General features: G+C 55.3%; 18 protein-coding genes and 1 pseudogene. 12 read left to right on the forward strand and 7 right to left on the reverse strand.

Translation table 11 applies throughout. The features are described from left to right. Positions 1-26: 26 nt before the first annotated feature. Positions 27-356 (forward strand): TA system toxin CbtA family protein, encoded by a 330-nt coding sequence (locus tag RDN66_RS05250; protein WP_123652653.1) that lies wholly within the window; start codon positions 27-29, stop codon positions 354-356. 366 nt (positions 357-722) lie between these two features. Here RDN66_RS05250 and RDN66_RS05255 read toward each other — a convergent pair whose 3' ends face one another. From RDN66_RS05255 to lpxO, 4 genes are all read right to left on the reverse strand, one after another. Then, entirely contained in the window at positions 723-1,259 is a 537-nt protein-coding gene (locus RDN66_RS05255) for a hypothetical protein (RefSeq protein ID WP_202217349.1), read from the reverse strand. 212 nt (positions 1,260-1,471) lie between these two features. Then, on the reverse strand, positions 1,472-1,810 hold the full coding sequence (locus tag RDN66_RS05260; RefSeq protein WP_035894645.1) for a DUF1869 domain-containing protein: 339 nt from the start codon (positions 1,808-1,810) through the stop codon (positions 1,472-1,474). A gap of 10 nt (positions 1,811-1,820) precedes the next feature. Further along, the gene (locus tag RDN66_RS05265) at positions 1,821-2,153 is read right to left on the reverse strand and encodes a DUF1971 domain-containing protein (RefSeq protein ID WP_035894643.1); all 333 of its coding nucleotides are present in this window, start codon (positions 2,151-2,153) and stop codon (positions 1,821-1,823) included. A 224-nt stretch (positions 2,154-2,377) separates the two neighbouring features. Continuing rightward, on the reverse strand, positions 2,378-3,280 hold the full coding sequence (gene lpxO, locus RDN66_RS05270; RefSeq protein ID WP_202217348.1) for a lipid A hydroxylase LpxO: 903 nt from the start codon (positions 3,278-3,280) through the stop codon (positions 2,378-2,380). 395 nt (positions 3,281-3,675) lie between these two features. Between lpxO and RDN66_RS05275 the strand changes: the two genes are divergently transcribed. The 10 genes from RDN66_RS05275 to RDN66_RS05320 all read left to right on the forward strand — a co-directional run bounded on the left by RDN66_RS05275 (position 3,676) and on the right by RDN66_RS05320 (position 14,888). Beyond that, the gene (locus tag RDN66_RS05275; protein WP_308537643.1) at positions 3,676-5,820 is read left to right on the forward strand and encodes a TonB-dependent receptor; all 2,145 of its coding nucleotides are present in this window, start codon (positions 3,676-3,678) and stop codon (positions 5,818-5,820) included. Positions 5,821-5,822: 2 nt separating this feature from the next. Further along, positions 5,823-6,647, forward strand: a complete 825-nt coding sequence (locus tag RDN66_RS05280) for a hemin ABC transporter substrate-binding protein (protein WP_202217346.1) — start codon at positions 5,823-5,825, stop codon at positions 6,645-6,647. Positions 6,648-6,664: 17 nt separating this feature from the next. Beyond that, entirely contained in the window at positions 6,665-8,008 is a 1,344-nt protein-coding gene (gene hutW, locus RDN66_RS05285) for a heme anaerobic degradation radical SAM methyltransferase ChuW/HutW (RefSeq protein WP_035894639.1), read from the forward strand. Positions 8,009-8,020: 12 nt separating this feature from the next. Then, on the forward strand, positions 8,021-8,515 hold the full coding sequence (hutX, locus tag RDN66_RS05290) for a heme utilization cystosolic carrier protein HutX (RefSeq protein WP_202217345.1): 495 nt from the start codon (positions 8,021-8,023) through the stop codon (positions 8,513-8,515). After that, positions 8,515-9,138, forward strand: coding sequence for an SDR family oxidoreductase (locus RDN66_RS05295; RefSeq protein WP_202217344.1), 624 nt, complete (start codon positions 8,515-8,517; stop codon positions 9,136-9,138). Before hutX ends, RDN66_RS05295 begins: the two co-directional genes overlap by 1 nt. A gap of 50 nt (positions 9,139-9,188) precedes the next feature. Continuing rightward, positions 9,189-10,181: an iron ABC transporter permease gene (locus tag RDN66_RS05300; RefSeq protein WP_308537644.1), complete on the forward strand. Its 993-nt coding sequence runs from the start codon at positions 9,189-9,191 to the stop codon at positions 10,179-10,181. Beyond that, on the forward strand, positions 10,178-10,945 hold the full coding sequence (locus tag RDN66_RS05305) for a heme ABC transporter ATP-binding protein (protein ID WP_202217343.1): 768 nt from the start codon (positions 10,178-10,180) through the stop codon (positions 10,943-10,945). The genes RDN66_RS05300 and RDN66_RS05305 overlap by 4 nt, the downstream gene beginning before the upstream one ends. Positions 10,946-11,081: 136 nt before the next feature. Beyond that, positions 11,082-11,504: a hypothetical protein gene (locus tag RDN66_RS05310; RefSeq protein ID WP_035894633.1), complete on the forward strand. Its 423-nt coding sequence runs from the start codon at positions 11,082-11,084 to the stop codon at positions 11,502-11,504. A gap of 226 nt (positions 11,505-11,730) precedes the next feature. Continuing rightward, positions 11,731-13,863 (forward strand): TonB-dependent siderophore receptor, encoded by a 2,133-nt coding sequence (locus tag RDN66_RS05315; RefSeq protein WP_202217342.1) that lies wholly within the window; start codon positions 11,731-11,733, stop codon positions 13,861-13,863. 11 nt (positions 13,864-13,874) lie between these two features. Continuing rightward, on the forward strand, positions 13,875-14,888 hold the full coding sequence (locus tag RDN66_RS05320) for an ABC transporter substrate-binding protein (protein ID WP_308537645.1): 1,014 nt from the start codon (positions 13,875-13,877) through the stop codon (positions 14,886-14,888). A gap of 95 nt (positions 14,889-14,983) precedes the next feature. On the opposite strand, the gene RDN66_RS05325 is transcribed toward RDN66_RS05320, so the two are convergent. The 3 genes and pseudogenes from RDN66_RS05325 to RDN66_RS05335 form a co-directional block, all read right to left on the reverse strand. Next, positions 14,984-16,090, reverse strand: a complete 1,107-nt coding sequence (locus tag RDN66_RS05325) for a fimbrial protein (protein WP_227675134.1) — start codon at positions 16,088-16,090, stop codon at positions 14,984-14,986. Positions 16,091-16,101: 11 nt separating this feature from the next. Further along, positions 16,102-18,615: a fimbria/pilus outer membrane usher protein gene (locus RDN66_RS05330; RefSeq protein ID WP_202217340.1), complete on the reverse strand. Its 2,514-nt coding sequence runs from the start codon at positions 18,613-18,615 to the stop codon at positions 16,102-16,104. A gap of 20 nt (positions 18,616-18,635) precedes the next feature. Next, positions 18,636-18,971 (reverse strand): annotated as a pseudogene (locus RDN66_RS05335) (molecular chaperone); the annotation flags it as partial. A 50-nt stretch (positions 18,972-19,021) separates the two neighbouring features. Here RDN66_RS05335 and RDN66_RS05340 point away from each other — a divergent pair. Beyond that, positions 19,022-19,081 (forward strand): IS1 family transposase (locus RDN66_RS05340; RefSeq protein ID WP_001623223.1); only part of this gene is annotated, 60 nt, incomplete at its 3' end.

Raw genomic sequence — 19,081 nt, forward strand, 5'->3', positions numbered from 1 at the left:
CGCTAATAACTTTCACGAGAGCAAACATGAAAACTTTACCTGCAACAACTCAGCGGGCGGTGAAGCCCTGCCTGTCACCCGTGGCTGTCTGGCAAATGCTACTGACACGCCTGCTGGAAACGCACTATGGCCTGACACTGAACGACACGCCATTCAGTGATGAAACTGTTATTAAGGAACATATTGATGCCGGGATCACCCTGGCCGATGCAGTCAACTTTCTGGTGGAAAAATACGAACTGGTTCGTATCGACAGGAATGGATTTTCGTGGCAAGAACAAACCCCGTATATTTCCGTAGTGGATATTCTGCGAGCAAGGCGCTCTACCGGCTTGCTAAAAAATAACGTGAAATAAACGCTTAAATACAGAGCAGACTAAAGGAAAGCAAAATGCTAATCTCACCAACGAAGAGGCTCCTGCTATAACCTCCCCTCCCCTGCCAAAAAAACCTGACATTTTCTTTTAGGACCAACAATGGGACCAAATTGAAAATTGAATTGAAAGTTAAGTATTATAAAACAACTGGTTACACAACCAATTCAGACTCCGCCAGCCCACCAAAATTCTTTGTTGATGGTCACCAGAGCCTGAGACGAAGTCCTAAAAGCCCGCCTAGCGGGCTTTTTTGTGTCTGCTATTTTATCCTGCGATATATCAAAGTCTGAAACGTTCAAACAGAAGTACACCCGCAAGCAGACTCGCCGCCAGCAAAGCAAAAACCTACGCCCCCATCAATTTCGCAAACCAGAACTTACACACCCCACTACGCACATTCCACGGCTTAGCCGGTTTATCTTTATATTGTTCATAAATTTTATCTAAGTTGTCGCTACCCGATAACTTCAGATCCAGCGGCACTTCCACTACGCCCTGGTAAGGTATGGCAACATAATGTTTTCCGGCTTCAGGAATAAACGCGGTTTGCGTGACGATTTGACGGCCGCTTGAGTTATCCATCACATAGAGGGCCCAATACTGGTTGGGACGAATTCGGCTTTCATAAAAGCGGTGAACTTTGCCTGCCATAAGGTTATTGCTGATATAAATAAGCTCCTGATCTTTATAGCAATCACCTTCTTTGGCAAAACGCTGAAAGTAAACCAATCCTTGATGTTGGTCATTGAGCTGAGTGTAGACAACAGCTGCATCCTGCCCGGTGTACGGATCGTAACGCTTTGTACCTAAAGGCCCCGGCGCACATGCCGATGCCAGTAATGCCAGACCAACAACTATCCCAGAATAAAAATGACGCACCATAACCTCCTGAATGTTATATTTTTTAATTCGCCATTTAGCATATCCACAACGAAATAGGTTGCCTAATCATTTGCAACGTTAGCTCCAAATAATAGGGGGTTAAAAAGCGCAAATTCAGGAAGCGATCGTGGGGGGACAGCAGCAGATAACCTTGTAAACCCGTCCAGGATACCTGCTAACTGTAATGCAATGCTAAGAAAGGAATAGCTGTACTACCAACCGCAGACGTTAGTCTCTTCGTCCGACTCATACCCGCGAACAATGTTCACCAGATCTTTCACCGCATCAGCGGCCACGGTCGGGTCCTGCAACTCGCTCAATTCAGCAAACTCTTTATCCACCGACACACCGTTATTATTATTGGTGACGGTCAGCAGGAAGCCTTTACCCTGAGCATTGTCAGGAGAAAGTGGAGAAATAAGCTCAGCGACAGCCTGTACGGCAATATCAGGAACATAAAGCGCCATCGGTTTTAGATAAACCTTTTCCTGTTTCGCTTTGTTATTACCGTTAATAACCGCTAAGGAATAACCTTTATTTTCACTATTCATAGTGCCCATTTCATCCTTCTATCAAAATCTTAGGATCGACATAGAAATCAACATTAAATACGGTGTCGTCGCTTAATGCTTCAATACGGTGCCATTTCTCCGCCGGAAAAACGCCAAACTGGCCGGCTTCAATCGTCATGGTTTCAACCGGGTCCGGGCTGGTCTCATCGGCATAACCATAGTAGCGAATCGCCCCCTGCATCACCGCCAGGCGAGGGAATACCCCCTGTCGCGTACCGGCATCAAGGTGGCGTTTCCAGATAGACGCGGGTGCGGTCTCTTTGGTCCACAGCGGCGTGGTGCGGGTATGAACATAATGAGTGGGGATAATGATTCGCTGCATGATTCTGCCTCTCTTTCCACGCCGATGCGCGTAGTCTGGAATGGGAAAATATGATGCATATCATATACCCCTTTTAATCACTGAGTGTATTACTTTTTAATCTCAACAGCACCTACCCCTATTTATACTCAATAAGGGTTAAATTATTTTAAATATAATCGCAGGGCAGGCTTGCTGCCCTATCAGAATTAATAGGATAAAAACGAATCATTAATCAGATGTACCTAAAATGCTCGCCAGATCAGCACCGCAATGCCTATAAATAGTGTCCATTTCACAATGTAATACACCGTTTTATTCCACTTCTTCAATCGCTTACCCACAATACGAATCTGGTAGATATGGCGGAAGCTACGGTTAATACCACCGATACGGTCTCCGGTATCATTGGGTGCTACGGCGGCGCTCATCAGATTACGTCCCAACCAATGGTTAATTTTCTGCGCCCAGCGGTAACGCATTGGGCGTTCAATATCGCAGAACAGGATCAGTCGATTCTCACCGCTGGTATTTTCCGCATAGTGAATATAGGTCTCATCAAACAGCACACCTTCACCGTCGCGCCAGCTATAGCGATCGCCGTCGACCTCGATATAACAGCGGTCGTCGTTGGGCGTTGCAAGGCCAAGATGATAACGCAGTGAACCCGCGTATGGGTCACGGTGGCGCGGTAGGCGGCTGCCATCGGGTAGCGTTGCGAACATCGCCGCTTTAACCGATGGAATGGTGCGCAGCAGTTCGGTGGTTTTTGGGCAGAGCTCACTGGCTGAAGGGTGTGCATCTTCATACCATTTCAGGTAAAAGCGCTTCCATCCGGTTTTAAAGAAGGAGTTAAAGCCAGCGTCGTTGTATTTTTCCGCGGCTTTAATCTGCTCCATTTTTTGCAGATGAATCCCCTCTTCGCGGATGGTCTCCCAGTTATCCCTAAGCACCGCCAGCTCCGGGAAGTTCTCTGGGCGGAGATACGGGGTATTCGGCACGCGTGAAAAGAGATACATAAAGCCGTTTAAGGGGGCGGTAAAAGTGGAGTGGTCGGAGAGCTGTCGCCAGAATCGAAAGCGGATTTTGCCGCGAAAATGCACGTAGAGCACCGAAATGATAATAAGCAGTAAAATAACGTATTTCATATTGTCTTACCCGGTCTCGGTTATGTTTGGTCGTCCCCTACAGGGATCCTTCCTGAAAAATCCAAAACATTAACAAATGTAATACATAATCAAGCAACCGCATTACCAAAAAGCAACATCCAACATTCATCTAATGTGTTCTCCTCCCTCTATTTTCTTTGCCCTCGCCCGATTAGTTGATAATCCTTCCCTATCGAAAATTCACATCATTAACCACCTAATTACTATCAATATTATGGTGATCAATATCACATTCAGCTGGCTTCTCTCCCGCATAAATTGACCCAAATCAAAGATGCATTTTGTTTATACCTTCGATGCTGGACGTGCTTTTTATCATGTGTAAATGTAATTGATAGTAATTATTATTATCATATCTATTTATAGGGTTTCCGATGTTGCACTCCATTACCCGAGGGTCCTTCGCGCTCTCCGCACTGTCGCTGTTTGTCGCCAGCGCGGCGTCAGCCTCTACGTCATCCACCACGCCGAACAAAACCAATAAAGAAGAGACGCTCGTCGTCACCGCGAACCGTTCGGAAAGCTCGCTGTGGGAGAGTCCGACAACTATCCAGGTTATCGACCACCAGACGCTGCAAAACTCTACCAGCACCTCCATTGCCGACGATTTGCAGGATATTCCCGGCGTAGAGATCACCGATAACGCGCTGGCCGGGCGTAAGCAGATTCGTATCCGGGGCGAGGCCTCCTCCCGCGTACTGATTTTGATCGACGGTCAGGAAGTCACCTACCAGCGTGCCGGGCAAAACTACGGTGCCGGGTTGCTGATTGACGAGTCGGCGCTGGAGCGCATTGAAGTGGTCAAAGGCCCTTACTCGGTGCTGTACGGCTCACAGGCCATCGGTGGCGTGGTGAACTTCATCACCAAAAAAGGCGGCGATAAGCCGCTCTCCGGGACGGTGAAAGCGGTCTACAACTCCGCCACGGCTGGCTGGGAAGAGTCGGCGGCAGCGTGGGGTAGCATTGGACAGTTTGATTACCGTATCAACGGCAGCTATTCCGATCAGGGCGATCGCGATACGCCGGACGGCCGTCTGCCAAACACCAATTTCCGCAATAACAGTCAGGGTATCTGGCTTGGCTACAATCTGGATAATCAGCATTTCGGGCTGTCGCTCGATCGCTACAAGCTGGCAACGCAGACCTATTTTGAAGACCCAGACGGTGAGTACGATGCGTTTAGCGTCAAGATCCCCAAACTGGAGCGCGAGAAGATTGGTCTGTTCTACGATATCGACGTTAACGGCGACTATCTGAAAAAGATCCATCTCGATGCCTACGAGCAAACCATCGACCGTAAGTTTGAAAATGAAGTAGCGACGACGCAGGCGATCCCCTTCCCTATTCAATCGCTGAGCGTACGTAACCAGACCAACACCAACGACAAGCAGTACACCCAAGGGATCACGCTGCAAAGCAACTTCTCCCTACCCGCCAACAACAGTCTGGTCGTGGGGACACAGTACAAGCGCGATCGCGTATCTCAGACATCTAACGGCTTTACCAGCCAGAAATCCCTGACCGGTATTGTGAATTCTGAAACCCAGACCTATTCCTACAACGAATCTGAACAGAGCACGACGTCGCTGTTTGCCCAAAATGACTGGCGCTTTGCCGACAACTGGACGTGGACATTAGGTGCTCGCCAGTATTGGCTGTCTTCAAAACTGACGCGTGGTGATGGCTACTCGGTCACTAAAGGCGTGACTACGGATACCTCGCTGGCCGAGCAATCCGCCCACGATAACGAACTGGTGACCGCCACCAGCCTGCGCTACTCCGGCTTTGACAACATTGAGCTGCGTGCCGCATTCGCACAGGGCTACGTCTTCCCGACCCTCACTCAGCTCTTTATGCAGACCGCAGCAGGGGGCGGTACCACCTACGGCAATCCTGATTTAAAAGCCGAACACTCTAACAACTACGAGCTGGGTGCGCGGTACAACGGCAATCTGTGGATGGTTGATGGCGCGGTCTACTACTCTGAAGCCAAAGACTACATTGCCAGTATCGCCTGTTCCGGTCAGGCGCTCTGCAACGGAAATACCACCTCTTCACGCGGAGGCTATTACTACTACGACAATATCGATCGCGCCAAAACCTGGGGCATGGAGCTTAGCGCCGAATACAACGGCTGGGTCGTCTCGCCCTACGTCAGCGGCAACCTGATTCGCCGTCAGTACGAAGGCCAGACGCTGAAAACCACCAATACCGGCGAGCCGACGATTAACGGCCGTGTCGGGTTGAAGCACACGCTGATGCTAAACGCGGCAAACGTCACCTCCGATATCTATATCCGCGCAGCCTCCAGCGCCAAAGATGACACTGGCGATAAAGAAGTTCGCACGCCGGGCTGGGCCACGCTGAACCTGGCGGTTAACACCGAATTCGGCGCTAACGACCAGTATCAGGTCAATCTGGCGCTCAACAACCTGACCGATAAACGCTACCGCACGGCGCACGAGTCTATTCCTGCGGCGGGCTTAAACGCGGCGGTCGGCTTTGCATGGAAATTCTGACGATGAAAAAACTGGCTATCGGATTACTGGCGCTGGCCGCCGTGTTTAGTGTCCAGGCGGCTGACCGTATCGTGGTTGCCGGAGGTTCACTTAGCGAGCTGATTTACGCGCTCGGCGCGGGCGAGCGCGTAGTCGGGGTGGATGAAACCACCTCATACCCACCGGAGACCGCGGCGCTGCCGCACATCGGCTACTGGAAGCAGCTCAGCAGCGAAGGCATTTTATCGCTGCGTCCTACCCGCTTTATCACCTGGCAGGATGCGGGCCCGCAGTTGGTGTTTGACCAGCTACGTTCGCAGCACGTCGCAGTGCTGACCCTGCCGCGCGTTCCGGCCACCGTCGAGCAGATGTACGCCAATATCCGCACGCTGGCCCGCGAGCTTGGCGACGAAGAACGCGGCACTGCGCTTATCAATACGCTGAGTCAGCGGCTGGAAAAAGTGGCGCAGAGCAGCGCCAGCAAACCGGCTCCGGTGAGCGCGCTGTTTATTCTCAGCGCCGGGGGAAGCGCTCCGCAGGTCGCGGGGAAAGGCAGCGTTGCCGATGCCATTATGACCCTCGCCGGTGCCCGCAACGTCGCGCAGCATCCGCAGTATCGCAGCTACAGCGCAGAAGCGCTGATTGCCGCTAACCCGGAAGTGATTATCGTCACCTCACAAATGGTCGATGGCGACCTCAATCGCCTGAGCACCATCGCTGGGATCACCCGCACCAACGCGTGGAAAAACCAGCGCATCGTGGTACTCGATCAATCACTGATCCTCGGCATGGGCCCGCGCGTTGCTGACGCGGTTGAAACGCTGCACCGCCAGTTCTGGCCACACTAAAGGACGTAGAAAGACCGATGATGTTGAATACCCCTACCGACCTGGATTTAACCCCACATTTTGCGCTGGAGGGCGGCCAGCCCTTTAAAGACCGCCGGGCGACGATGCCCTGGCGTGGCGCGGTGCCTATCGCCAAAGAACAGCTTGAACACACCTGGCAAGAGGTGCTGGCTCACGCCGCGCCGCCGCGCAAGCGCCTGCTGTATCTGCACATTCCGTTTTGCGCTACCCACTGCACCTTCTGCGGTTTTTACCAGAACCGATATGAAGAAGACCACTGCGCGCGCTACACCGACGCGCTGCTGCGTGAAATTGAGATGGAGGCCGACAGCGTGCTGCACCAGTCCGCCCCAATTCACGCCGTCTACTTCGGCGGCGGCACGCCATCGGCGCTCTCGGCCCGCGACCTGGCGCGCATCATTACTGCGCTGCGCGAGCGTCTACCGCTGGCGCCGGACTGTGAAATCACCATTGAAGGCCGGGTGCTGAACTTTGACGACGCGCGTATCGACGCCTGTCTGGATGCCGGTGCTAACCGTTTCTCCATTGGTATTCAGTCGTTTAACAGCAAAATCCGTAAGAAGATGGCCCGCACCTCCGACGGCCCTACCGCCATCGCCTTTATGGAAGGGCTGGTCAAGCGCGACCGCGCCGCAGTGGTGTGTGATCTGCTGTTTGGCCTGCCAGGCCAGAATGCCGCGCTGTGGGGTGAAGACCTGGCGATTGCCCGTGATATCGGCCTTGATGGCGTGGACCTTTACGCCCTTAATCTGCTGCCCAATACGCCGCTTGGCAAGGCGGTTGAGAACGGCCGCACCAGCGTGCCGCAGCCTGCCGAGCGGCGTGACCTCTACCTTCAGGGCTGCGACTTTATGGACCAGGCCGGCTGGCGCTGCATCAGCAATAGCCACTGGGCGCGCACCACCCGCGAGCGCAACCTCTACAATTTACTGATTAAACAAGGCGCAGACTGCCTGGCGCTGGGCTCCGGCGCGGGCGGCTCCGTCAACGGTTATTCGTGGATGGTCGAACGCAATCTCAACGCCTGGCACGAATCCATCGCCGCAGGCAAAAAGCCGCTGATGATGATGATGCGTACCGCCGAGCGCGGCTTCCAGTGGCGGCACCTGCTGCAATCTGGCGTTGAAACCGCCCGCGTGCCGCTGGACGCGCTGACCCCGCATGCGGCGAAGCTCGCCCCGCTGCTTGCCCAATGGCACCGCGCCGGGCTGACGCTGGACGACTCAACCTGCCTGCGTCTGACCAACGAAGGCCGCTTCTGGGCGAGCAACATTTTGCAGTCTCTTGATGAACTTATTCAGGCACTTAACACACCGCGCATTGCGGCTGAAACCCAATAACAGGAGTTAATGATGAGCAACGTATCCCTGCACGATTTTTTAAAAACCGAGCCTGACGGCACGCTGGAAGCTATCGCAGGCCAGTACAACACCACGCTGCTGGAAGTGGTGAAAAACCTGCCATCCCACACGCTGGTCGCGGGCGACAAGTTCGACACCGTCTGGGACACCGTCGCCGAATGGGGCAAGGTCACAACGCTGGTGCATACCGCTGATGTGATTCTGGAATTTACCGGTGAACTGCCGTCCGGCTTCCATCGCCACGGCTACTTTAACCTGCGCGGTAAGAAAGGTATGACCGGCCACATCAAAGCGGAAAACTGCACCCACATTGCCCTGGTTGAACGCAAATTTATGGCGATGGATACCGCATCGATCCTGTTCTTCAACGCCGAGGGCAGCGCGATGTTCAAAATCTTCCTTGGTCGCGACGACCACCGCCAGCTATTGAGCGAGCAGGTTGACGCCTTCCGTACGCTCGCGGCCGTACTGAAGGGAGAATCCTGATGAGCCCATGGTTAATTTTTGGCGCGGGAGGTAAAGGCATTGGCGCACTCACCGCCGCGCTGGCGCTGGCAGAAAAACGCCCGGTGGTGGCGCTGGTGCGTAACCCAGAGGCCGCCGCACGGCTGGAAGCACTAGGCGCGCAGGTTTTTATCGGCGATGCCTGTGACGCTGATATTGTCGCCAAGGCCTGCCAGGCCGCTGGTGAAACGGCGACAGTTATCTCCACGATGGGCGGCGCGCAGGATTATCTCTCCCACCGCACGGTGATTGATGAAGCGGAAAAAGCCGGTCTTCGCCGCATGATTCTGGTGACATCGCTCGGCTGCGGCGATAGCTGGCCGTTCCTCTCCCCGCGCGCCAAAGCGGCGTTTGGTCAGGCAGTCCGCGAGAAAAGCCTGGCGGAAAGCTGGCTGCAAACCAGCACGCTGGACTACGCCATTCTGCGCCCTGCGGGCCTGCTCAACGGTGAAGCGAGCGGTAAAGCGCTGCGCGTGCAGCAACAGGAAGTGCATGGTTTTGTGCAGCGTGCGGACGTCGCCGCGCATATTCAGGCGTTAGCCAGCGCCCCGACGCTCGACCAGCAGGTTTACAGCCTGGTTGAGCCGGACCTCAAACCGGCATAATCATTCTGCGGCGCGGTCCATCGCGCCGCATCGATGTAACGGAGCTTTGCGTGTTCAAGGATTCACTCTCTTCTTTCCGCGTTTTTATCGGCCTGCTGCTGATACTGGCGACCCTCGTGCTGGTTGGCGCCAGCCAGGGAGCGCTAAAAATCACCTTCGCCTCGTTGCAGGATGCGCACTACCGTGACATCTGGCTTAACATTCGTCTGCCCCGCGTGCTGCTGGCCGTGCTGGTTGGCGGCGCGCTGGCTACCGCCGGGGTTATCATGCAGGGGCTATTTCGTAACCCGATGGCCGACCCTGGCCTGTTAGGCGTCAGCAGCGGTTCGGCGCTGATGGTTGGCGTCGCCATTATTTTCCCGGTTTCACTCCCCGCCGCGTTTCTGCTGTACGAACAGATGATTTTCGCCGTCGTCGGTAGCCTGGTGGTGTGCGCCGTTATCTTCCTGATTAGCCTGCGCCACCACCACGGCGGCATGATCCAGCTTCTGCTGGCGGGGATCGCCATCAACGCGCTTTGTGGCGCGGCGATCGGCATTCTGAGCTATGTCGGCGACGAACAGCAGCTGCGTCAGCTCACGCTGTGGATGATGGGCAGTCTGGGTCAGGCACAGTGGCCAACGTTGCTGGTTGCCACGTCGTTTGCGCTGCCCGCCATGGTTGTCACCGCCTGGCTTGCCACCACGCTGAATCTGCTGCAGCTCGGCGATGAAGAGGCGCACTACCTCGGCGTGAACGTGAAGCGAAAGCGTCAACTGCTGCTGTTGCTCAGTTCACTTCTGGTTGGCGCGGCGGTGTCGGTCAGCGGCGTCATTGGCTTTATCGGTCTGGTTATTCCGCATCTTATTCGCATGACCATTGGTGCCGATCACCGCTGGCTGCTGCCCTGCTCAACGCTTGCTGGCGCCTGCCTTTTACTGGTTGCCGACACGCTGGCACGCACGTTGGTGCAGCCCGCTGAAATGCCGGTTGGCCTGCTCACCAGCCTTATCGGCGGCCCCTATTTTCTTTGGCTGATCCTGCGGACACGGAGAGCGCTATGATTGAAGCTCAGAATCTAACCTACAGCATCAACGGCCGTCGCCTGACTCACAACGTCTCACTCACGCTGCCCGGTGGAGAAATCGTCGCTATTCTTGGGCCAAACGGCGCTGGGAAATCAACGCTACTGCGCCAGCTAACCGGCTACCTGAAGCCGGACAGCGGAACCTGCTCGATGTTTGGCAAACCGCTGGATGCGTGGCCAACCGAGGCGCTGGCCAAAAGCCGCGCCGTGATGCGCCAGAACCACGATATGGCGTTCCCCTTCAGCGTGATGGAGGTTATCCGCATGGGTCGCCATCCGCACCGCAGCAGTAACCCGCGCGATGAGACGGAACATATTATGGCGCTGTGCGACTGCCGTGAACTGGCTTCCCGCGACTATCGTCACCTCTCTGGCGGCGAGCAGCAGCGGGTCCAGTTGGCGCGTTTACTGGTACAGCTGTGGGAACCGGAGCCTACGCCAAAGTGGCTGTTCCTCGATGAACCGACCTCTGCGCTGGATATTCACCACCAGCAGCATCTGTTCCGTCTGCTGCGCGAGCTGGTACAGAAGCGGCAGTTTAACGTCTGCTGTGTGCTGCACGACCTCAACCTTGCCGCGCGCTACGCCGACCGCATCGTGCTGTTAGAAAAAGGTCAGGTCGTTGATAACGGCACACCGCAAGAAGTGCTGACGGAATCCGCTCTGCGCAACCTCTATCAAGCCGAAGTGGCCGTCACCCGAACGCACGACGATGCGCCGCTTATCGTGCTGGAAAGATGATGATTCACAGGCGGTTTTGGACGCTTGCCAAAATCGTCTGTTGGAACACAATGATTCAATTACAGTTTATTCCTAAAGCCTCATCCAAAAGTCTGTGCCATCATTCCTATCGCTCACAAACTGATGAGGATTTGTTATGAAAAAAACAACAATTGCACTTTCAGCGCTTCTGCTGGCTTCCCCTGTTTTCGCAGCGACCACACACGCCACCGACGACACGGTTGCCCAAGCACAGGCAAACGCGAACACCGCAAAAGAGAAACTGCATCAGGCACAGAACCAGGGCGAAGAGCTTAAGCTGAAGTCTAAGCACGCCACCGAAGGTAAGAGCGACAGCGTAGGTAGCCAGGTGAGCGAAGGCGCTCAGAAAACATGGCATAAAACCAAAGAAGGGACCGAAAAAGGGTGGGATGCCACCAAAGAAGGCGCCCAGAAAGGCTGGAATAAAACCAAAGATGCTTCCCAGAAAGGGTGGGACGCCACCAAAGAAGGCGCTCAGAAAGGCTGGGATAAAACTAAAGACGGTGCCGCTGAACTCGAGAAAAAAGTCAGCGAATAACCCTGCTCGTCTGAACCTCAAAAAGCCGCTTATGCGGCTTTTTTTACGCCTGCCAACGCGATAACGCACAAACCTTCTTCACTTGCACCTACCACTCGTTGTGTATTGACATATATAGCGACATTCCCCATGATATTCATCATACAAATAATAATAGCTGTTCCCCTCATGCGTAGATGGTAACCCAGTTACCACCAGTCTTTCCGCTAACACACTGAATATTAAAATGTTCGATAATAAAACTATACCGTTCGCTTCGGGGCTCCTGGCATTCTCGTGCCTGGCGATGTCGCAATCTGGCTATGCTGAGGACACCATGGTGGTCTCCGCTGGTGCCGCCGCTGCCGATAACAGCAGTGCGCAGGAGCCGCCCGCTTCGGAAAAACAGGCAACCTTAGGCAGTCTGGGCAAACGAACGGTGATGGATGTTCCCTGGTCAGTTCAGACGATGTCTTCTCCACTCATCAACGAGCAGCAGCTCAAAAGCGTCAAAGATGTTTACCGCTATATGCCTTCCGTGCAGGGTGACGGGGTTCGCCCACAAACCCGCGGTATGCAGGGCAGCGTGGTGCAAAACCATATGATTGATGGCCTGAACGCCGTCTCTACTACCGAATACCCGGCTGAGCAGTTCCAGAGCGTTGAGGTGTTAAGTGGCCTGGCAGGTTCACTATACGGCCCGGCGAACCCGGCGGGGATGTTTAATCTGGTCTCTAAACGTCCGACCGACACCCCGCTGCACCGCGTCACCGTAGGCACCAGCACCGGCAACGGCACGCTGACCTCCATGGACTTCAGCGGCCCTATCGATGACGGCGACCGTGTAAAATACCGCCTCAACCTGCTGAACGATGAGGGTCACGGCTACACCAGCGGCAGCCACAAACGCCGACAGTACGCGGGCCTTGGCCTCGACTTCCAGCTCACCGAAAAAACGGTACTGGAGAGCAACTTCAGCTATTACCACTATTACGATAAAGGAATGCCGGGTTCATTCGCACTGGCAAAAGGGGTTCACTTCCCTTCCCCACTTGACCCAACCAAAGCCAAATACGGCCAGAGCTATGCCGGTAACGATGATGAAACCAGCACCGCTAGCCTGCACCTGAAGCATGACTTCGACGGTAACTGGCTGCTGGACGTTGGCGTGCTGCGCCAGATTGCGGACCGTGAATCCACCACCGTCACCAATACCCTGACCGATAACCACGGCAGCTACACCACCACCACCTCCGACTCCGCCGCCAGCCGCTTTACCATCAACAGCTATATGGCGAACCTGACCGGCAGCGTGGACACCGGTTGGCTGACCCACGACATCAGCACCGGGGTGCGCGGCTTCGTGTGGAAAAACTATAACCCTGTCGACGGCGGCACCTTTACGCTGGGTAAATCCTCGTTGGATCAGCACCCGGTCTACCCACGTCCACCGTACCCAGATTTCAACAAACGCTATCAGTCCGCAACCACCACGCAGCATGCTTTCCTGTTGAGCGACACCCTGCACTTCAGCCCGCAGTGGAGCCTGCTGCTTTCCGGCAGCGAAAACCTGTTTACGGTCAGCAACTACAACAAGACCTACAAGCAGACCAGCGACAAAAAAGACAGCGGCGCGAGTGGTTCTGCAAGCCTGATGTATAAGCCTATCGACAACATCACGCTTTACACCACCTGGGCCGATAGCATGCAGCAGGGCGATACCGCGCCAACCGGCGCGAACAATGCCGGACAGATCCTCGACCCGTACCGTAGCCACCAGGTTGAAGTGGGGGCGAAATATGCCCCAATGCGGGATTTGATGCTCTCCGCCGCGCTGTTCCAGGCCAAGCGTCCCTTTGCCTACACCAATGACAACGGTGATTTCGCCCAGGATGGCACGCAGAAAAACCGCGGCCTGGAGCTGATGGCTGATGGTCACGTCACCCACAATTTACGTCTGTTCGGCGGCGCCACCTGGCTTGACCCACGTCTCCACGATACCGCCAGCGCTAGCGCAGACGGCAAGCAGGTGGTCGGCGTACCGCGCTTTACCGCCAGCATGCTGGCGGTTTACAGCATTGAGCAGCTACCGGGCGTCGATGTGGATACCAACGTACGTTACGTTGGCCGTCGTGCGACCGATAACGCCAATGACAGCTGGGTAGGCAGCTACACCACGGTGGATGCTGGTGCGAGCTACGCGACCCGTGTCTATAACACCCCCGTGACCTTCCGTCTGGACGTCACCAACCTGACTAACCGTCGCTACTGGACCAACGTGGTTCCTGGCGCGTTAACCGGTTATACCGGCGCGGGCAATGCCAGCGCGCAGCTTGGGGCGCCGCGAGAGGCACAACTCTCTATGCAGATTGATTTTTAAGGAGTAAGTCGATGAAACGTCGCCATGCGTGGTTGCTCTGCGCCTGGCTGGCTTTCCCCGCCCTGGCTTCCCGCCAGGTCGTGGATGATGCCGGTCATACCGTTACCGTTCCCGACCAGGTGAACGCCATCGCCGACGGCTGGTTTGCGCACCACTCGGTGCTGATGACGCTGGGGGCAGGCCGTAAAATCGTCGCCACCGTTAACCATCCGGAAAGTCAGCCGTGGATGTTTAAAATCACGCCGACGTTGAATCAGGCCTTGCAGGTTCGCGGTACCGCCTTTAACCCCGAGAGCCTGCTGGCCAAAAAGGTAGATGTGGTCTTCACCTCCGCGGGCAACGATAAAGCGGAAAGCTATCGTCAGGCTGGATTGCCTACGCTACAAATGGCCTTTACCGATTATCCGTCGCTGATGAAATCCGTCACCACTACCGCCGACGTTCTGGGCACCGACGATGCGCGGACACGGGCGAAGGCCTATAACCAGTATCTAGAGGCAGCGCTTGAAAATGTGCAAAGTAAAATGCAGGGGCTGACGGCGGAGCAGCGGCCAAGCGTGCTACATATTCAATCGCTTAAGCCGCTAAAAGTGGACGGCAGCCACACGTTGATTGATACCTGGATTAACCTTGCGGGCGGCAAAAACGCCGCGGCGGAGATTCAGGGCAATATGAAAGAAGTGTCGCCGGAGCGGGTACTGGCCTGGCAGCCAGACGTGATTATTATCGGGGCAAACTGCGGCTCAATTGAGGACTCGCAGTATGCCGCGCTGTTCTCGGGGCTCAAAGCGGTGAAAAACGGCAAGGTCTTGCAGAACCCTGCGGGCGTGTTCCCATGGGATCGCTACGGTACCGAAAGCGCGCTACAGATCCAGTGGGCGGCGCTGATGCTGCACCCGGACCGTTTCCCAGGGGTGGATATCGCAAAAGTGACGCAGGATTTTTACCAGCGTTTCTTTGATTACACGCTGAGTAGTGATGAGACGCAGCGGATCCTGCATGCGCAGAAACCTGCTGAAAAGTGACGGTATTGAGGTTTCTCAGCTTATGTTTTAAACAAGCGGAGGGGATAGTTTTTATTCCTCCGCAATTTCCCCCTTACCCTAACCCTCTCCCCCGGTTAGTTATAAATAAGCGTAAACGTCGCCAGGCTGTTGGCCGTCCCGGCGCTCACCACGCTGCCGGTCTGCACATACTGGGCGGTAAAGTTGATTCGCTCGGCGCTGGCAGCCTCACTTGCCGTCACCGTTTTCAGCAACGGAAGATTAGCGGCTTCGTTAATTTTTACCGCCGTACCGGCCGCTGGCGCAGGGGCGCTGTTGTTACCATAGCTTAGCTTCACGCCGACGCCGCCTGCCGCGCCGCTCATCGGGGTAATCGCCAGGGTATCCGGGAACGCCGGGTCAGCCTCCTGGCCAAAAAAGCCAATGCGTACATCGGTCGGCTGGGAGCAATACACCGGTATCGCAAAGCTCTGCGCCGTGCCGCCGGTCGTGTTAACGCCTTTAAACTCCGTTTTACTCACCGAGCCTAGCCCTACGCTTATCGTCGGCGTCGTCACCTGGCAGCTGCCGCTGGCACCGATATCAACGTTCAGCGCCGACAGGCCGAGAAACGTTGGCGAGGTCGTGGACGTGCCAGTATTTGATGCATCACGTAGCTCCATAAACAGTTTGCCGACCTGAGGTTGAGCATCGACGTTGGTATGGTTACCGCCTGAAAGCGCGATATCCCCGGTCTTGTAGAAGGTGACGTAGGCTTTGATGACCACCTCTTTTTGCGTCAGCAGCGACGGCAGATCATCGCTGTCGCAGATGGTTGCCGAGGCGTTTCCCGCAGGCGTTGAACTGCCGTCAATGTAGTGCACCGCTCCGCCATTACACTGGAAGCCTAGCGAATAACCTAATCCAGTGAGTTTGGTGGAAAAGATATGCACGCCGTTCACAGCCACCGCCGCCCCCGACGTATCTACCTGCTGATAAACCACCCGCTTCCAGTTTGCCGCTGGCACCTGCAGGTCACAGGTAAAACGGATGCCGCTGCCGTTATCGGCCATCGAATGTGACATTTGGGAGTTCACCGGCAGCGTCGGCAAATACTGTATGTTCTGAGTATTAATGGTCATCTCACCGATGGTGTTACTGCAGCTTTCCGCCCACGCACTCTGGCAACCGCAGGCCGTCGCCAACAGCATAATGAAGCGGATAACTGCGTGATTCCTGCACATATTTAACCCTTTCAGAGACACAGCGCACTCACCGTTTTCACCGGCACAGGCTGTGGGTTGTTCAGAAGATGGAAACGCGCGTGGCACGTGTGCTCGGCGCGGTTATCATCCCAGCGAACTTCAACAACGCCGTCATCCGGCATCCCGCTGAGGTAGACCTGCCCCTGCTCGGCAACAATGCCCGATGCCGCGCTGTCGTCACCCAGCAGCCTGGCGCTGGCCCCAAACGGCAGCGGGCCATGTTGTCCGTGAAGGGTAAAGAGCACGCGGCTGCCGATATGGGTTTGATAGCGGGCTTCAACAATGGCTCCGCCGCTTGGGATAACCGTTTGTCCTTGTAATTCCACTTCGGTATCGTCAGACATCGATTCGGTATCCAGGCTAATGTCATTTTTTCGATAGGCGGTCAGCGTTGGCACAATGGCGTAGCCACGCCAATCGGTGTGCAGATCGGTACCGTTCTGGATAGCCACGTTATCGGCCCCCGGCGCGCGGACAATGGCAAAACTGTCGCCGGTATATTGGCCGAAGGTGATGCCGTGCGGGTGCGCCACAATCGACCCCGACGCCCCCCAGGTCAGCTGGCTACCGCTCTTATCGTGCTGATAACCAAGCTGTGTTTCGCCATAGCCACCCCGATAATCCAGCGACGCCCCGCTGTTGCTCCCCTGCCCTTTGTTGCCGTACCCCTGCTGGACGGTGTAGTAGAGATTGTTTTTCTCCAGCGCCGAGCCATACAGCGATACCTGCTGTGAGGTGTAGCCGTTGTTATCAGAAGTGGTGCTATAGCTCACAGCGCTGTCTGCAAGCCGACTACCGAGGGGGATATTGATGTTGAAAGAGAGTGAGCGGTCGCTTTTATAGCGCTGTGACGACTGTGTGTAGTAGTAGCCGAGCCCCCAGGAGATACCCTTCCAGGTGCTATAAAAACCGACGTGTACCGTTTCATCATGCCCCTGCGAGTGCCAGTAGGTCTGGGTCCAGGCGGATGCTGAAAGACTCCCTACCGCACCGAGCGTTTGTGACAGCGATAGTTCTTCCCGGCTGCGTTTGTTATCGGAGACGCCATAGCGCCATTCCAGGCCGTTTGCCTCGCCAAAATCATAATAGCGGCTGGAGGAGTAGCGATCGCTCGCGAGGCTGAGCGTGGTGCCGCTGGAGGCAAAACTCTTCTGATACTGTAACCTCGCCGAATGACCACGATAGCGCTGACCGGAAGGCGTACGGGTGGTAGCGCTGGTGTAATCTGCCCCCAGCGATCCCAGTTCGCCGAAACCGTGACCCAGACCCGCCGACCATGATTGGTAGTCCTCTGCCAGCTGCATCCCCCCGTAGAAAGTGATATCGGCAGGCAGACCGTAAAACAGCGTTGATTGCACAAACTGCGGCTGGCGAATTTGCGGCTGGGTTGAGTAATAACGCCCCGCGCTCACGCTGTATTTCATCCGCCCCTGACGCAGCATAAACGGCACCGCGGAGAACGGCTGGGTGAACTTGCGCTCGGAACCGTCGCTCTCTTTAATGGTCACTTCAAGATCGCCGCTTTGCGCAGTGGGATAGAGATCGTTAATGGCAAACGCGCCCGGCGCGACGAAGGTTTCATAAATCACATAGCCATGCTGGGAAACGGTGACCTTGGCGTTGCTATGTGCCATCCCGCGAATTACCGGCGCAAATCCTCGCTGGCTATCCGGCAGCATCTCTTCTTGCGACATTAGCTGCACGCCGCGAAACTGCACGCTATCAAACACATCGCCGTTAGTGTAGGTATCACCGATGCGAAGCTGGCTTTCCAGCGCCCGGATATCGCGCTGCAAATAGGTGCTTTGCGAGCGCCAGCGGCGCGTTTTGTCATACTGCATGGCCGCAATATTACGCAGCCGCCAGCTACCGAGATTCACGCCGCTGCGCAAATTCAGGTAGCTGGAACGAACGTCGCTTTCACCCTGTCGCGCCTGCGAGCCGGTCAGGTTGTAATCGACGAATGCCGCTGGAATACCATCGTCCCAGCGCGAAGGGTCAACGTAGCCCCGGCTTTGCTGTTCCATCGCCGCTTGCGGGATGCTCAGGTTTAATCGTTGAGCGGTAAAATCGAACTGACTGCGGGCATCGGGGATAAACCGCTCAATGTGCGTCAACGTGTCGCCATCGTGCAATGGTTTAAACCCGGCCAACGCGCTAACGTTCACGCCGAACTCCGCCAGCTTCGCCACCGTCAGACGCGGTAGCAGCTCGCCGCTGTCATCAACAAACTCAATGGTTTCCTGCGCAACCTGTTGATCATTAACCCACACCGAAACAGAGTAGCTTCCCGGCTGCTGCCCACCCGGTTTCGCGAAATAGTGCAGATCGGCGGTCTTTTGCTGGGGATCGCTTAGCTCCAGCGCCGCCGGATCGAAATAGTCTTCCGCACGCGCGCAAGGGTAATAGCACAGCAAGAAAAGCGCCGTGGGTACGCAGGCTAGCAGCGTGTTCGTCGTGGCGAGTGCATCATCGCGCAGCAGATCTGAAGTTATCTTTTTCACGGAAATAGCGGAATTAAAGGTTAACGTTGTGCGAAGTCAGTAATACCGCCGAAGTCGTTGATGGCTCGCCATTTCACCACACCAGAGCGGCTAACAGGCCAGGACTGGTCGCTAAATGGGGCTATCATCCCCGGAGCTTCCAGCTCCTGACCACCAACGGATAACGAGAAAAAGGAGACAAAGTACGGCGTAGGGTTATGCGCCACCAGGCTTGCACCGCGGGTCTCAAAGGTCAGCTTCTGCCACGCATCGCGAGCCGCTCCAGAAAGGTTTCCAGGACGATAAAAAAGCTTAAATTTTGACTTAATATTGACCTGTAATTTGTTTGCCTCGTTCTTATTTGATGGTGCGGGTGATGCTGCCAACTTACTGATTTAGTGTATGATGGTGTTTTTGAGGTGCTCCAGTGGCTTCTGTTTCTATCAGCTGTCCCTCCTGTTCAGCTACTGACGGGGTGGTGCGTAAC

Origin of the sequence: uncultured Kluyvera sp. (genome assembly GCF_902485085.1) — a bacterium.
Lineage (GTDB): Bacteria > Pseudomonadota > Gammaproteobacteria > Enterobacterales > Enterobacteriaceae > Kluyvera > Kluyvera ascorbata.